Source organism: Endozoicomonas sp. GU-1, from assembly GCF_027366395.1.
Lineage (GTDB): Bacteria > Pseudomonadota > Gammaproteobacteria > Pseudomonadales > Endozoicomonadaceae > Endozoicomonas.
In genome coordinates this window covers 5,100,580-5,115,333 of record NZ_CP114771.1, presented here as the reverse complement: position 1 = coordinate 5,115,333, position 14,754 = coordinate 5,100,580, and the positions used below count along the sequence as shown (strand labels likewise).

The 14,754-nt window shown below is 49.7% G+C and carries 12 protein-coding genes and 1 pseudogene; 7 read left to right on the top strand and 6 right to left on the bottom strand.

Features of this window, described 5'->3' with window-relative positions; genetic code table 11:
- Positions 1 to 8 precede the first annotated feature (8 nt).
- From O3276_RS21380 to adhP, 4 genes and pseudogenes are all read left to right on the top strand, one after another.
- A pseudogene (locus tag O3276_RS21380) lies at positions 9 to 3,433 on the top strand (pullulanase-associated domain-containing protein); the annotation flags it as partial.
- Between the two features lie 405 nt (positions 3,434 to 3,838).
- Positions 3,839 to 4,330 carry a DUF2244 domain-containing protein gene (locus O3276_RS21375; protein ID WP_269673121.1) on the top strand — a complete coding sequence of 164 codons (492 nt, stop codon included), beginning with the start codon at positions 3,839 to 3,841 and terminating at the stop codon, positions 4,328 to 4,330.
- A gap of 353 nt (positions 4,331 to 4,683) precedes the next feature.
- Positions 4,684 to 6,228 carry a maltoporin LamB gene (gene lamB, locus O3276_RS21370; RefSeq protein ID WP_269673120.1) on the top strand — a complete coding sequence of 515 codons (1,545 nt, stop codon included), beginning with the start codon at positions 4,684 to 4,686 and terminating at the stop codon, positions 6,226 to 6,228.
- A 314-nt stretch (positions 6,229 to 6,542) separates the two neighbouring features.
- Positions 6,543 to 7,562 (top strand): alcohol dehydrogenase AdhP, encoded by a 1,020-nt coding sequence (gene adhP, locus O3276_RS21365; RefSeq protein WP_269673119.1) that lies wholly within the window; start codon positions 6,543 to 6,545, stop codon positions 7,560 to 7,562.
- Between the two features lie 86 nt (positions 7,563 to 7,648).
- Here the strand turns inward: adhP and O3276_RS21360 are convergent, their stop codons facing one another.
- From O3276_RS21360 to amrS, 5 genes are all read right to left on the bottom strand, one after another.
- Positions 7,649 to 8,080: a YkgJ family cysteine cluster protein gene (locus O3276_RS21360; RefSeq protein WP_269676033.1), complete on the bottom strand. Its 432-nt coding sequence runs from the start codon at positions 8,078 to 8,080 to the stop codon at positions 7,649 to 7,651.
- Between the two features lie 34 nt (positions 8,081 to 8,114).
- Positions 8,115 to 8,627 (bottom strand): GNAT family N-acetyltransferase, encoded by a 513-nt coding sequence (locus tag O3276_RS21355; protein WP_269673118.1) that lies wholly within the window; start codon positions 8,625 to 8,627, stop codon positions 8,115 to 8,117.
- A 17-nt stretch (positions 8,628 to 8,644) separates the two neighbouring features.
- Complete coding sequence (locus O3276_RS21350; protein WP_269673117.1) at positions 8,645 to 8,914, bottom strand: type II toxin-antitoxin system TacA family antitoxin; 270 nt, start codon at positions 8,912 to 8,914, stop codon at positions 8,645 to 8,647.
- A 127-nt stretch (positions 8,915 to 9,041) separates the two neighbouring features.
- Entirely contained in the window at positions 9,042 to 9,305 is a 264-nt protein-coding gene (locus tag O3276_RS21345; protein ID WP_269673116.1) for a radical SAM protein, read from the bottom strand.
- On the bottom strand, positions 9,244 to 10,143 hold the full coding sequence (gene amrS, locus O3276_RS21340; RefSeq protein ID WP_269673115.1) for an AmmeMemoRadiSam system radical SAM enzyme: 900 nt from the start codon (positions 10,141 to 10,143) through the stop codon (positions 9,244 to 9,246). Before amrS ends, O3276_RS21345 begins: the two co-directional genes overlap by 62 nt.
- A 213-nt stretch (positions 10,144 to 10,356) precedes the next feature.
- On the opposite strand from amrS, the gene amrB reads away from it, so the two are divergent.
- Together amrB and amrA are read left to right on the top strand one after the other, a co-directional pair.
- Entirely contained in the window at positions 10,357 to 11,136 is a 780-nt protein-coding gene (gene amrB / locus O3276_RS21335; protein ID WP_269673114.1) for an AmmeMemoRadiSam system protein B, read from the top strand.
- A 161-nt stretch (positions 11,137 to 11,297) separates the two neighbouring features.
- Positions 11,298 to 11,876, top strand: a complete 579-nt coding sequence (gene amrA / locus O3276_RS21330; protein ID WP_269673113.1) for an AmmeMemoRadiSam system protein A — start codon at positions 11,298 to 11,300, stop codon at positions 11,874 to 11,876.
- Between the two features lie 137 nt (positions 11,877 to 12,013).
- Here amrA and tyrS read toward each other — a convergent pair whose 3' ends face one another.
- Positions 12,014 to 13,321: a tyrosine--tRNA ligase gene (tyrS, locus tag O3276_RS21325; RefSeq protein ID WP_269673112.1), complete on the bottom strand. Its 1,308-nt coding sequence runs from the start codon at positions 13,319 to 13,321 to the stop codon at positions 12,014 to 12,016.
- Between the two features lie 393 nt (positions 13,322 to 13,714).
- Between tyrS and O3276_RS21320 the strand changes: the two genes are divergently transcribed.
- A complete protein-coding gene (locus O3276_RS21320) occupies positions 13,715 to 14,740 on the top strand; it encodes a hypothetical protein (RefSeq protein WP_269673111.1) in 1,026 nt (341 codons plus the stop codon).
- The last annotated feature ends 14 nt before the right edge of the window (positions 14,741 to 14,754 follow it).

Here is a 14,754-nt window from a genome sequence, read left to right as displayed (position 1 = left end):
TCTCTGTTATGAATATTGCCACAAAACTTCTGTTTCCGGCTCTGGTTCTGACCAATCATTTGCATGCCGCCGGGTTGGTGGAAATCATTGCAACACAGGCCTTGCCGGAACAGCTGCTGAAAGGTGAAGAAGCCACCGTGACCTGGCTGGTCAGGTCATTGTCAAAAACCACACTCCCTGATTTTCAGGTAACGCCTGCGGGGGTGGAAATCACGGCAAGCACTTGTACTGATCAGCTTTCTGCCAAAGAAATCTGTCAGGTGAGCGGTCGATTCCCGGCCAATGAAACCGGGGATTTTTCGGTTAAGCTTGAAGCCAGCGCTGCAAAACAGGCTTATCGATTCACCAGCGCTGTAGCATCGGTGCATGTTTTTGAAGAGAGTCCGGGTAAACCTGCCGACAAAGAAGCCATCCTTTATTACCAACGTCCGGACGGTATTTACCAGGGCTGGGGGCTGCATCTGTTCAATAACGACAACTGCAAGGCTTTTGGCAAAACAGATACCGACTGGAACCAGCCCTGGATGCCAGAAAGCATTACCCGGACTTATGGTGCGCTCTATCGGATACCACTTTCGGACACTTTTTCCAAGGTGCAAGATGACTGCCTGAATTTTATTGTGCACAAAGGCGATGAAAAAGACCTTGGTGGTGACATGGCCTGGCATTTTTCTGATACCGATAGTCAACTTGCCTATACCTACAGTGGTTACAACCTGATTTCATCGACGCCACTGGACGGCCCGCCTCTGATTGTTGATGGTGCAAAGGCGCACTGGGTTTCCTCTGCCACCCTGCTCTGGAATGAAGGTGGCGGTTCGGATGTTGATAGAGCAGAGCTGCTGTATTCAGACGACGCCAGCATCATACTCAAGGAGGGTAATATATCTGGAAAATATCAAACTATTTCACTTGCCAAAGGCGGCAATAACAACAGTGTGCGAGAAAACTCCCCCACCTGATGAATCGCAGCCCTCTGACTGTTTCTGCCGATCTTGCGGTCATTAAAAAAGCCCTGAAAGGTCAGTTGCTGGCGGTGGCCTATAAAGGAAACCAGCCCAAATACGCTACAAAGGTTCAGGTTCAGGGCTTGCTTGATGAGTTGTATAAGTACAACGGTGAATTAGGAGCCATTGTGGGTGACTCCGGTATCGATTTTAAACTCTGGGCACCTACTGCCCGGAATGTGCGCCTGGTGACCACGTCTGCAAGCAAAACTTCTGCAAACAAAGCAACCGACCGTAAGTTTCATAACATGATTGAAAGCACTGCTGGCGTCTGGAGCTACAGAGCTGACAATAAGGGTTATGACCGATCTTTTTATCGCTATGAGGTTACTGTCTTCCATCCTCAGACTGACAAGATCAAAACTTATGAAGTGACTGACCCATATTCCCTGAGTTTATCGACTAACAGTCAATACTCTCAGGTCGTTGACCTCAACGACCCATCGCTTAAGCCTCAGGGTTGGGATAGTATCCAATATTCCCAGCAAGACCCTGAAGATATGGTGCTTTATGAAACCCATATCCGGGATTACAGCATTAATACCTCCGGCTTGACCAATCCTGGCAAATTCAAGGCCTTTACGGAAGCTAACGCCAACACCCATTTGCGACAATTGCAAGCTGCAGGCCTGACCCATATACACTTGCTGCCAGCTTTTGATATAGCCACCGTTGATGAAGTCCCGGCGAATCGGATTGATATTTCCCAGACTATGGAGCAACTGTGCGCCAGAAAGGAAGTAAAGGCTGATACCGACTATTTCCGCACTTTTTGTAGCAACCCGCAGTCAGGCCAAACCATTCAAGCTTATCTGCAATCCCTTGATTCTGAGACAGACCGGGCTCAATACCTCTACCAACACATCCGCCCTGTCGACAGCTTTAACTGGGGCTATGACCCGCTGCATTACACCGTTCCTGAGGGCAGCTATGCCACTGATCCAGACGGGATCACGCGAATCATTGAATTCCGGGAAATGGTGAAAGCTTTGAAAGCTGCAAATCTGGGCGTGGTAATGGATGTTGTTTATAACCACACTCATGCCCACGGTGTTGGCAACCATTCTGTGCTGGATCGAATTGTCCCCTGGTATTACCAACGCTTAAACCCCGACAGCGGCATCGTTGAAAACTCAACTTGCTGTTCAAATACCGCCTCTGAGTTTCACATGATGGAGAAACTCATGATCGACTCTCTCAAGGTCTGGGTTAAAGACTACAAAGTGGATGCATTTCGTTTCGATTTGATGGGGCACCATCTCAAGCGCAATATTGAGAAAGCACTGGTGGCCGTTAAAGCCATTAACCCTGGTATCTATTTTTATGGTGAAGGCTGGGAGTTTGGTGAAGTCGCTGGCAATGCCAGAGGCATTAACGCCAATCAGTTTAATATGGCCGGGACAGGGGTCGGCACATTCACTGACCGGATGAGAGACCGGATCCGTGGTGGTAGCCCTTTTGATCAGGGCGATGCTCTGCGGCAAACCCAGGGCTATGCCTCAGGACTCCATTATCACCCAAACGACAAAACAGCAGAGGCAAAGGCGACTTTGTGCGCCCATACGGATATCATCCGCCTGGGTATGGCCGCCAATTTGAAAAACTTCCGATTTGTTGATTGTCACGGCACCCTTCGTTACGGTTTTGATTTTGACTACAACGGTGCTCCCGCCGGTTATAGCCTCGACCCACAAGAGGTGATCAACTACGTCTCAAAGCATGACAACCAAACCCTGTGGGATATCCTGATGTACAAGCTTCCTGAAGGTATGCCGACGGCCAACCGTGTCAAGCTGCATAATCTGGCGCTGGGCATCACGCTGTTAAGCCAGGGTGTTCCCTTTATTCATGCCGGCTCCGAACGGTTGCGCTCGAAATCCATGGAAAGAGACAGTTATGATTCCGGCGACTGGTATAACCGGATGCCTGACGACGACAATAACTATTGGAATCAGGGCTTGCCAAGAGCAGACAAGGACGGAGCGAACTGGGCCCTGATAAAAAAGATCATCTCAGATAGCACCACACGACCGGATAAGGAAAATATAAAAGCCGCAGATGCCTATTTTCAAAAGATGCTGAAAATTCGTAAAAGTTCTCCTCTATTTCGCCTCAAGACAGAGCAGGACGTTATCGATCGGATTACTTATCTGAACACCGGGCCGGACCAGATTCCGGGTTTGATTGTTCAGCGCATCAGCGATAAGGCACCATTTCAGAGTATTGATGACCAGTATGAGATGATCATTGTTGCTGTGAACCCATCCGGTGACGAAATGGCTTTCGATCTGCCGGAATCTGAAAGTGGTACTTATTCACTTCACCCCTTTTTGCTGCAGGATATACCAGAGCGTTTCCGTACATCCTCCAATGGTCAATTACGGATACCGCCTTTGTCCATTGTTGTTTTTGTCCAGGATGAGGCTTAGGAACGGTCATTTAATAACTTTGACAGTTTAATAAGCGCTGCCTGCTGCCCGCCACCCGCTGCCCGAAAAAGACAGGCCGTTTGTGCTTTTGCGGGAAGCGGGAAGCAATGTCCTCTTTCTGATCTTCGGTGAAGACTGGGGGGCATTCGCCCCACAAGTTGAAGCGGTAATGCCTGCTGCACACTGTGATTCCAATGAACTGGTGTTTTTTCCAGAACTGGTGATCACTTTATGACACCGCCTGCGTATAAATCACGAACGCTGACCTGCATCTCCCATTCCCACCCTCAAGACCTGATGGAACTGCAACGAAGGATTTACTTTGCTGGCGACGAAAACCGGCGTTTTTTTCAAAACTCCGGTTTGACCCGCAGAGCCTGGCCATAAAAAGGTTAAGAAGTGATGGTGACGATCGATTTTTCAGGAAGCAGCCAGGAAGGAACCATACTACTGGAGCCCAATAACTCCATGAGCTGGCGGCAGAATCTGCTGTTACTGGGGCTGATAACCTCAGTGTCCCTGGCTATCGCTGTCGGCTTCTATCTGGCTGGCGCTAAAGTGATCTTGCCTTTTTCCATACTGGAAGTGACTGCCCTGTCTGTGGGTATCTACTACTGTGCATGGCAACGTCAGCGGAAAGAGCTGATCACCTTTCAGGAGCATCAGGTCACGATTCAGAAAGGCTTTTATCAACCACTGAGCACTCACCATTATCACCGCCTGTGGTGTCAATTGATTATTCGTGAAGCGACTCATCCATGGAAAGCGCCCTCCATTCATATTCGTTCTCACGGCAAGGAACTGGAGCTGGGATCTTTCCTGAACCGGCAGGATAAACTGATCTTGATTGAGCGCCTGAAAAGACTGTTCAGCAACGCTTATATGTCTCAGTGAACACAGAGAAGCAGCACTAAAGTGAACATTTTTTTGCCCATCTCCAAACCCTGAACTAAATTCTTAAAAGACTCTGGCTGGCTGGTTTTCAGCCGGAGATAAAAAATCGGGATACCCTACAACCTTTCGTCGAAGCTGTGTTACGTCATTCAATACGGCCCAATTTATACGACGCAACAATTACTCTTTTCCTGCATGGAAAGCGGGCCTTGCTTTTTCAACACACATTAACTGACGGCTACCAGCTTTTATATATGCCCCTCACCAGGGCTATTTCAACAACATCATGCCTTTATTCAGCGGCAGGATGAAAAAAGCCGGAGCCAGAAAAACACACACAAGGTAGGCTAAGCATGCTTTCCAGGCAGCAAACACCTTCAACCCTGAACACTGGGCTGGAAGCGTTATCTGAAGCAGTTTCATCAATATCCCGTCGTTCGTGCCAGTATTGTGGCGCAGTGGCTATCGCGTCAGCCTCAACCTGCGCGCTGGCGGTCACCGGTGACGATATTAACTTCAACGGTTATGCCCGTTCAGGTATTGGCAGCACTGATAAGGGTGGTGAGCAGTTATGTTTTAAGGCGGCAGGTGCTCCCTCTAAATACCGCCTGGGTAATGAGTGCGAAACCTATGCGGAATTGAAGTTTGGTGCAGATCTCTTTGATCAGGATGGTGTGCAGTTTTACCTGGATACTAATCTTGCCTATAAAGTTGGCCAGCAAGGGGACTATGAAACCACTGATCCTGCTCTTCGGGAGATGAACATTAAAGCCACAGGTGTCTTTGGTGATGCGCTTCCCGGTTCAATGTTGTGGGTCGGCAAACGTTTTTATAATCGTCATGATATCCATATGATTGATTACTACTACTGGAATTTGTCTGGTCCCGGTGTTGGTATTGAGAATATTGATGTGGGGATGGGTAAGCTGGATATTGCCTGGGTGAGAAACCAGAATGGGGTAAAATACGATAATTGGACTAATAACACCTATAAAACTGAACAAGTCACTACCAACATTTTAGATTTTCGCTGGAATGAAATTCCAATAATGCATAACCTGAGCCTGGAGCTTGGTCTTGACTATGGTGTTGGTAGCCCACCTGATAACTTGCCAGAAGTAACCCTCACAAATGGTGAAAAGGTCGGAAAAAGCTATTTTGATAAAAACGGCTGGATGTTAACCGGTGAACTGACCTGGAATGTCTTAGGAGGATTCAATAAAGTTATTGTCCAGTACGCTACCGATGGGATGACAGGTCCCGGTACAGGAACCGCTGGAATGTATATGCAAACCACCGACTGGTTTAAGGGGAATAAACTCTTTCGCGTAATGGATCATGGTGCTGTTTCAATAATGCCCAAGCTCGATATGATGTATGTTCTTGGTGTTACACAGGTTAAATACGATGAGGATACTATGCATCCAATGTTTCCAAACTATGGAAAAAAGACCACCTGGATGACTGCAGGGGTTCGGCCTTCCTGGAACTGGAATGATTTAACCAGTACTACCATTGAACTGGGTTATGATCAGGTTAAAAATGCTCACGCCTCTTTCCAAGATGGATCAACGCTATACAGTAGCGATCTTTTCAAAAGCAAACTTTTGAAGTTTACCATCGCGCAACAATTCCATCCGCAGTTTGGCAACTGGGTAAGACCACAGATTCGTATTTTTGCCACCTATGCTGACTGGAATACTCCTAAACTTGCAGCTGTCGGCACGCCACCTGATACGCTCAAAGGAACTGCTTGCACTTCAGCAAATGCAGACAAATGCAACGCCCTCGGCCTTGAATACTTCGACACCTTCACTTCAGCCCAGCAAGTTATGAAGGCCTATGGCAGCAAATCCGACGGCTGGACCTACGGAGCCCAGATGGAAATCTGGTTCTAATCCATTAGATTGGTTCCCCCTCGCCCCCACGGTCCTAAGGGTGTTGCAAAAGATATAAAAGCCTTGAACCACAAAGACACGAAGGCACAAAGGAAAGCCTCTTTAATTTGACTGACATAGCTCAGGTAAGCCCAGAAAAAACTTTGTGTCTTTGTGCCTTTGTGGTTTCCTGCTTTTTAAGGCCTTCCGCAACACCCACTCCTCCCTGGGAACGCATACCAATCCCAGCCGTAAACACAAAACCGCGTAACTCCACACTCCCCGCAACAACGAAACCAAACGGGCATCAATTCGGAACAACAAGGTAACCCATCATGAAGGCAGCTGTCGTTCATCATTTCAAAGATCAGCTTACCATCGAAGATCTGCCGCTACCCAAGCCAGGCCCACGGGATGCACTGGTAAAAATCCATGCCTGTGGTGTCTGTCATACCGATCTTCATGCCTGCCATGGAGACTGGCCGGTTAAACCAAAACTGCCGCTGGTGCCCGGCCATGAAGGTGTAGGAACGGTCACCGAAGTTGGTGACCAGATCACTCATATCAAACCGGGCGATCGTGTGGGTATTCCCTGGCTCTATTCCGCCTGTGGCTACTGCGAGTACTGTCTGGAAGGCAAAGAAACACTCTGCCTTGCCCAGCACAATGCCGGTTATTCCATCGATGGCGGCTATGCCGAGTACTGCCTGGCGGCTGCCGACTATGTGGTGAAAGTTCCCGACAATATCAGTTTTGTCGATGCCGCCCCCCTGTTCTGTGCCGGGGTTACCACGTATAAGGCCCTGAAAGTTAGCCGTACCAAACCTGGCGACTGGGTGTCCGTTGTCGGTGTGGGCGGACTTGGTCACCTGGCCGTTCAGTATGCCGTGGCCATGGGTCTTAATGTGATTGCGGTGGATACCGGGGCGGAAAAGAAAGCGTTATCCCTGGACTTGGGAGCCACTCACTTTATCGACTTTATCCGGGAGCAGCCGGAAGAAAAAATTCAGTCGCTGCTGGGTAATGGTGTTCACGCGACTGTCTGTACGGCAGTCTCCAAAGCGGGCTTTGACAGTGCTTATCGCTCAGTGCGCAGGGGAGGAACCTGTGTACTGGTTGGACTCCCCCCGGAGGATATGCCCATTCCTATATTCGATACGGTAATCAACGGCGTTTCTGTTGTTGGCTCCATCGTAGGTACCCGCAAGGATTTACAGGAATGCCTGGAGTTTGCTGCCCAGGGTAAAGTGAAGGCGATTATCCAGAAACGAACCCTTGAAGAGATCAACGCGATTTTTGACGAAATGGAGAAAGGTGATATCGCCGGACGTGTTGTTATGGAACTGGCCCAGTAATTTATTCAATTACGTAGTGCCCTCTGTGGTTCCAAAAAACGATTTTTCATCCGTCTCTTGTGCAAACTCAGCCAGGGCAAAATGGTTTACTTCTGTCGTTTTGCCCGCTCGACTTCAAACTTCTCCAGCCGCCTGTCCCAGTTTTTGAAACGTGTACGACAATAGGCATCCAGTTCGTCGTAGGTCTGAAAATAGAGCTCGCAGCCATCATTAATGGGAGCGTCCCTCTCACAGGCTTCGTTGCTGTGTTCCCGGCAGATAATGGGGCGTCGTTCATAGATGCCACAGCGATTATCCGGCAACAGGAATTCACACCGGGTCTGACAGAGCAGGTACCAGCCATTGCCATCCTTGAAAATATGCACGCCCATATGGGCCACCTGCCAGAGCAACACATCAAACGCGTGCATACTGCGGGGAGTGTCCAGTTCCTGGGTAATGTAAGAGCAACAAAGGGCAGTACACTGATCACACTTGTTGCTGGCAGTGATGTCCCTGGTTTCGATCCGGTTAACCATATCTGACACGATAAGTAATAAGTCCTGTTATTGGCTACGAACTAAAAAGCCGGGCTACTGTTTTCATGGGCAGAAACATGCGAACTTTACCATTATGTTCACACAGAACTTCAAATCCATATTTTGCATAAAACTGCTCTGCGGCATCGGTTAAACAATCAACAATAATGGCGTATGCACGCATATGAGCGTTTATTTCCCACAGGTATTTCAAGGCATTTACCAGGCAGATTTTTCCTAACCCCTCGCCCTGAAATTCTCGATGAACCGCAAGCTGTGCGATCAAAAATACAGGAACAGGATACCGTGGCAGCTTCTTTACCAGAGCTTCAGGTAAAGTGTCTCGACAGATTGAGCCTGGCGTAATGCTGTAAAATGCACAAATTGGAATTTTTTGATTTGGAAAAGGGTTTGATGCAGGCAGAACCATTGTACGACTGATACCTGCCTGCATATGTTTTGAGGCTTGAGTCTGGATGAACAAATTAAGTTCCGTTTCACCACAATCAAATGATGCCCTATCGTGGATACCTTTATCGAGTTCCACAAACTCCTTTGACCAGCTCACTTGACACTTTTCTCTTCGGTAAATGTCAGGGCAGCCAGCAAAGCCTTATTTGGTGCCTTTGCCTTTTCGCAGGCTTCTGTAAAGCGATCAAAGACATCGTTTTCAACTGTCATCTTTTCATATTCAGAAATAACCTGTGTAGCGTCTTCATCCATAAGCCTGACCACGTATTCGGTCAAGCTTTTCAGTCCCAGTAGAGCTGAAGCCTTCTCTGCCTTAGCCTTGATTTCCTCATCAAGTCTCAGGTCCAGGCGTGCATTAGCCATATTTCACCCTCCATTTGTACGGATATCTTCCGCATAGGAAAAGCTTAGACCTGAACGCTCCTATAAGCAAGTTGTACGGATAAATGACGGATTATTCAGTGAATGTAACTTGGCAACGCACCAGAACTCAAGCCACAATTTTCACCGGCACCCGACGACTGCCCCAGACGCCAGGCTGCTGTTCAAACACACCGGCAACCGGTGTCCCACACTGCTGGCAGACCCCCTTGCCGTCAGACGCATCGACTCCCCATTCCCCCAGCACATACCAGTCACGCTCAATAAGCAGACTATGGCATTGATGACAGCGGGTACTGCCACCGTCAGAATCATGGATATTGCCAGTGTAGGCGTAGCGAATACCATGATTCAGCGCTATTTGTCGGGCCATGGTCAGCGTAGTGGCAGGTGTATGGGGGATGCTCCCGCATTTTCCAGTCGGGATGAAATGCGGTGAAGTGAATAGGAATGTCCACGCCCAGGTGTTCAACAATCCATTGACACATGTCGTTCAGTTCATGCTCGGAATCATTTTCACCGGGAATCAGCAATGTGGTGATCTCAAACCAGACAGAGGTTTCATGTTTCAGATATTCCAGTGTTTCAAGGACCGGTTGCAAAGCGCCACCACAGATCTTTCGATAAAAATTTTCACTGAACGCTTTCAAGTCAATATTGGCTGCGTCCATATAGCGGAAAAACTCAACGCGGGGCGCATCACAGATATAACCGGCAGACACCGCCACCGACTGCAAATTTCTTTCATGAGCCGCCTGGGCAACATCAATGGCATATTCCAGGAAAATCACCGGATCATTATAAGTAAACGCCAGCGATCGACAGCCCAGTTGTTCAGCCGTATCCGCCAGTTCCTCGGGCGATGCCTGGTCGGCCAGGGTGTCCATCTCACGGGATTTGCTCATATCCCAGTTCTGACAGAATTTGCAGGCAAGATTACAGCCCGCTGTACCGAATGACAGAACTGGGGTTCCCGGAAGGAAGTGGTTCAACGGTTTTTTCTCAATCGGGTCAATACAAAAACCGGAGGAGCGGCCATAGCTGGTAAGCACAATCTGACCACGTTCGCAGGCACGGACAAAACAGAGCCCCTGCTGCCCTTCACGAAGTTTGCAGGCCCTCGGGCAAAGATCACATTGGATTCGCCCATCCTCAAGTGCATGCCAATAGTTTGTTGACACATTTCCGGACGCTGTTTTTTCCCTGAGCATGTTCCATCTCCAGACCAGGTTCACTGCCTGATTGTCATCCTGATGATAGTAGGGCCCTGATACGCTGAGCACGCAACGAAACGTCAACAGGCCTTAACCAAGGCTATAATTATAGGCTCTGCCGACATTATTTGAGCGATGCAGATAAAGAGAGTGGTTTATTTCGCTTGAAATGTGCCGGTAGGCTCAGCCACTCCCGGGGGAGAACCCATAATGATTATTCGCCAACCCGCTGTAGCCGGAACCTTTTACCCAGACTCACCCAAAGCCCTGGCCAACACGGTCAAAGAGATGCTTAGCGATGCCCACCCCAGGGATTTCTCTCCGAAAGTGTTGGTTGTTCCCCATGCCGGCTTTATCTATTCCGGCCCGGTTGCGGCCAGTGCCTACCGCCTGTTGAATTCAATGCGCCAGAATATTCGCCGGGTTGCCCTGCTCGGCCCCAGTCACAGAGTTCCGCTGCTGGGTATGGCCCTGCCGGACTGTGAAGCCTTTGCTACACCGCTTGGTAATATTCCGCTGGATATTGAAGCCATGGAGGAGCTGAAACAGTTCAGCCAGGTAGAGACCATTGATGAAGCCCATACCCACGAGCACAGTCTTGAGGTCCAGTGCCCGTTTTTGCAGGAATGTCTGGATGACTTCAAACTGATTCCAATCGTTGTTGGCGACACCAGCCCTATAGCGGTCGCTGAGGTGATCGAACACCTCTGGGGAGAAGAAGAGACCCTGATGATTATCAGCTCCGACCTCAGTCATTACCACACCTATGAAGAGGCCTGTTACCGGGATAACCAGACGGTTAAGGCCATTGAACAGCTCAGTTGTAATTTAACCGGTGGACAGGCCTGTGGCTGCTATCCTCTTAATGGCATGTTGAAGGTTGCCCAGCATCGGGGAATGGATGTTATTACGCTTGATGTACGTAACTCCGGAGATACCGCTGGCGATAAAAGCAGGGTAGTGGGCTATGGAGCCTTTGTTATTCAATAGAGCGATTATCCTGCAGAATCCGCCCTGCACACATCCACAAACCAGATGCTCAACTGCTGTCAGATAACATGAAGCCGTTATTCAGTGGTCCCGTTGAGTGGCGATAAAAATCAGAAGGAGGCTATCAATGCCTCTAATGAAGGAAAACGGGAATTTTTACTGTGCAAATTGCCCCTACAGAAAGCCAGAAAAGAGAATTATTGCGCCTTGCCCGCAAGACCATCAGTGATGGCTGTACCCGGAGCCTGCCACCGAAACCATTACCGGAAGAAGACCTGGCAGATTTCTTTCTGCAACAGGCCGCCAGCTTTGTAACACTGCAAAAGCGCGAGGAACTGCGGGGCTGTATTGGTTCAACCCAGGCTTACCGGACACTGTTGGATGATGTGATCCACAACGCCTTCGCCAGCGCATTCCGGGACCCACGGTTTCCCCCGGTGACGGAAAGTGAGCTGACCGATATCAACATTGAAGTTTCCGTACTGACCCCTCAGGAACGCATGGACATTGCTGATGAGAAAGACCTTTTGCAGCAGCTGAATCCCGGTATCGACGGATTATTGATTCGCAACCCTCAATACAGCGCAACCTTCTTACCGCAGGTGTGGCAACAGCTGCCTGACCCCTGGCAGTTTCTGGCCCATTTGAAAAGCAAAGCCGGTATGACGCCGGGGTTGTGGCCTGATGATATGGAGTGCTTTCGTTATCGGTGTGTCAAGTTCAAAGAAAGGAGGCACTGAAGCTGGCCCTCTTAAACCAAATGGCCAGCTTTATAAAACAGTCACCGGGATAAGGCGGCCCGATGACCATGAGCTGTTAAGAACACGCTTTTAATGAAACGCTCTTCTCTTAATAAAGAGCAAAGAGCGCGATTCAATCAAACCACTTCAAACAGAAAGTGATTTTTCTTACCCAGTTTCACCAGGAAGAACCGATCATACATGGCACCCTGGGCTGCAAAGCATTCTGGCAGGTTCATATTATCTGCCGAGCCACGGGCGACACCATTAAAGAACACCGCGTTATTAGCCAGCGCATCTTTAACCTGCTTGCCTGATTTCACCATGCCGACTTCTGCAAACAGCTGCGTCATAGCCTGACCTTCCAGCCCGCTGTGCTCGATGGTGGCACTGGGCAGGCCATCCTGCTTCAGCTGCTCCATATCGGTTTCTGACAGCTGGGTAATGTCCCCGGAAAACAGTGCTTCGGTGATGCGCTCCGCCGCCTTGAGACCTTCCTCACCATGCACCAGGCGGGTAGCTTCACGGGCAAGAATTCTCTGGGCTTCCGGCCTGCCCTGACGCTCAGCATCCGCTTGCTCAATGGCCTCAATCTCTTCCATGCTCAGGAAGGTGAAGAACTTCAGGAAACGATACACATCGGCATCAGCGGTGTTCATCCAGAACTGGTAAAAGGCATATTGGGAGGTCTTTCTGGAGTCCAGCCAGACCGCACCGCCTTCTGTTTTACCAAACTTGGTGCCATCGGACTTGGTAATCAATGGTACGGTTAACCCAAAGGCACGGGCCTTATTCTGACGACGGGCCAGGTCAATACCGCCAACAATATTACCCCACTGGTCACTGCCACCAATCTGCAGAGTACAGTCATAACGGCGGTTCAGCTCGGCAAAGTCCATGCCCTGCAACAGGGCATAGGAAAACTCGGTAAAGGAGATACCGGAGCCTTCCCGGTTCAGCCGTTGCTGTACCGACTCCTTGTTGATCATGGCATTCACCGCAAAGTGTTTGCCGATATCTCTCAGGAAGTCCAGAACATTGAGGTCACCGGTCCAATCCAGATTATTGGCCACAACGGCGGAGTTTTCTCCGCAATCGAAGTCGATAAACTGACTTACCTGCCCCTTGATTTTCTCAACCCAGCCCGCCACCACATCCGGGGTATTCAGTTGACGTTCAGCCGCCTTGAAGCTTGGGTCACCAATCAGGCCGGTGGCCCCACCTACCAGGGCAATGGGTTTATGACCCGCCTGCTGGAAACGCTTGAGCACCAGCAATGGTACCAGATGACCAAGATGGAGACTGTCAGCCGTAGGATCGAAACCACAATAGAGCACCCGGGGCTGTTCGCTCAGATGAGTGTCCAGTTCCTCAACAGCGGTAGTCTGCGCGATCAGCTGGCGGGCCTGAAGATCTTTCAGCAACGGGTTTTGACTATCGGACATTTGCCTTTTCCTGCGACGATTCGATGATTCAACCGGATTACTGCGGTGGATGCCAGGGGCTCTGACATCAAATCAAGCAACAACTCCCTGCTCCGGTGGACAGGAAACAATCAATAAAAAATCAAGCCGCCCAAAATACAACAAAACGGTGCCGGAACAAATGCCTGACCTCTAAATAAGGTAAATTTCAGTCTATTTTTCTTACCAGGCCTTTACTTGATCAGACTGGAACTTACGTTAATTCCTAACTGTCGAATCAATCCAGAGTGCCTGCGAAATGTCTGATACATTGGCTGATTCATGCCCCGTAACGAATCTGTCCAATCGGGCACTGTTAGGTATTTCGGCCAAGTCTCCACACTACCGGCACCACCATAGCGGGAGGAAAAGTCTTTGGATTTGCCACAACCACTGTCGACACCAACAGCTTCAACCTACTCTGCTGCGCTACCGGCAACATCCGCAGCCTCCCAGGAAAAAGAATCTTCGTACAAATCCGGCCAGACGGGTTCAAATTTTTCCGCAGGTGATGCTGCCTGGGTGGTCATGCGGTCCCTGTCAACAGCCGCCGAGTGTCTGAATTTTGCCTGCAGAAAAGTGGCCGTCCTGTCCAGTGTTTGTTTGGGTGGTTTTACCGGGCTGCTGCAATATGCCCATGAGAACCTGGGGGACAGAACGGTTCAAAAGGTACCAGTGGCAGAAAATAGCAGAATTGAACAACAACTCACTGGTGATAAACAGCCTGGAGATAAAGCACAGCAAGCGGCTTATCTCCAGAATCCCCCGGTGGAAGAGTACGTCAGGCAAGGTGCCAATAAGTGGAAGCACTTTATGGAGTCCGGTACTTCACCGGATTCTGAATACACCTGGATGGACCTTGCCGGTATGGTCATATCCGTAACCCTTTCCATATCTGTGCTGGGTATAGTGGGTACAATTCTTCTGCATACACCACACTGGTTGTTTAAGGCAGGACCTTATATCAATCTCAATACACCAACGCCTCAATCACTCTTCCAGGCGGCTGCAACTCTGCCTTCTGACCATCCGGATAGGCAATCCCCGGCCCCTGATCCGGCAGCGGATAGCCGACCTCTGGATAACCCGGCCAGCCATCCCCCTGTCAAACTACCGCCAACCGCCGTAACCTCAAGCCAGAGCCCCCGATCATCGCCAGCAGTAGAAACAAGCCATAATAGCCAGGTCTCCCAACAGCAACCTGAACCCGAAAACCAACAGCACACCGCTTCACTACATGAGCCACTGACCAATGCTCAAACTACTCAGCAGTCAGCCACCTGCCCTGCACCCTTCCCACAGACAGACCAGCAACCCTTATTACAAACTACCCCCCACTCTTCTATTAACTCACCCACGGGCGGTCGCATGCCAACATCCGTTTCAGTGCATAAACTCTAACGATGAACAAGCCT

What these genes read in the sequence shown, in the direction of transcription:
- adhP (WP_269673119.1), top strand. Translation starts at nt 6,543, where the DNA reads ATGAAGGCAGCTGTCGTTCATCATTTCAAAGATCAGCTTACCATCGAA.
- amrS (WP_269673115.1), bottom strand. Translation starts at nt 10,143, where the DNA reads ATGCTCAGGGAAAAAACAGCGTCCGGAAATGTGTCAACAAACTATTGG.
- O3276_RS21345 (WP_269673116.1), bottom strand. Translation starts at nt 9,305, where the DNA reads ATGGCCCGACAAATAGCGCTGAATCATGGTATTCGCTACGCCTACACT.
- O3276_RS21350 (WP_269673117.1), bottom strand. Translation starts at nt 8,914, where the DNA reads ATGGCTAATGCACGCCTGGACCTGAGACTTGATGAGGAAATCAAGGCT.
- lamB (WP_269673120.1), top strand. Translation starts at nt 4,684, where the DNA reads ATGCTTTCCAGGCAGCAAACACCTTCAACCCTGAACACTGGGCTGGAA.
- tyrS (WP_269673112.1), bottom strand. Translation starts at nt 13,321, where the DNA reads ATGTCCGATAGTCAAAACCCGTTGCTGAAAGATCTTCAGGCCCGCCAG.
- amrB (WP_269673114.1), top strand. Translation starts at nt 10,357, where the DNA reads ATGATTATTCGCCAACCCGCTGTAGCCGGAACCTTTTACCCAGACTCA.
- O3276_RS21375 (WP_269673121.1), top strand. Translation starts at nt 3,839, where the DNA reads ATGGTGACGATCGATTTTTCAGGAAGCAGCCAGGAAGGAACCATACTA.
- O3276_RS21360 (WP_269676033.1), bottom strand. Translation starts at nt 8,080, where the DNA reads ATGGTTAACCGGATCGAAACCAGGGACATCACTGCCAGCAACAAGTGT.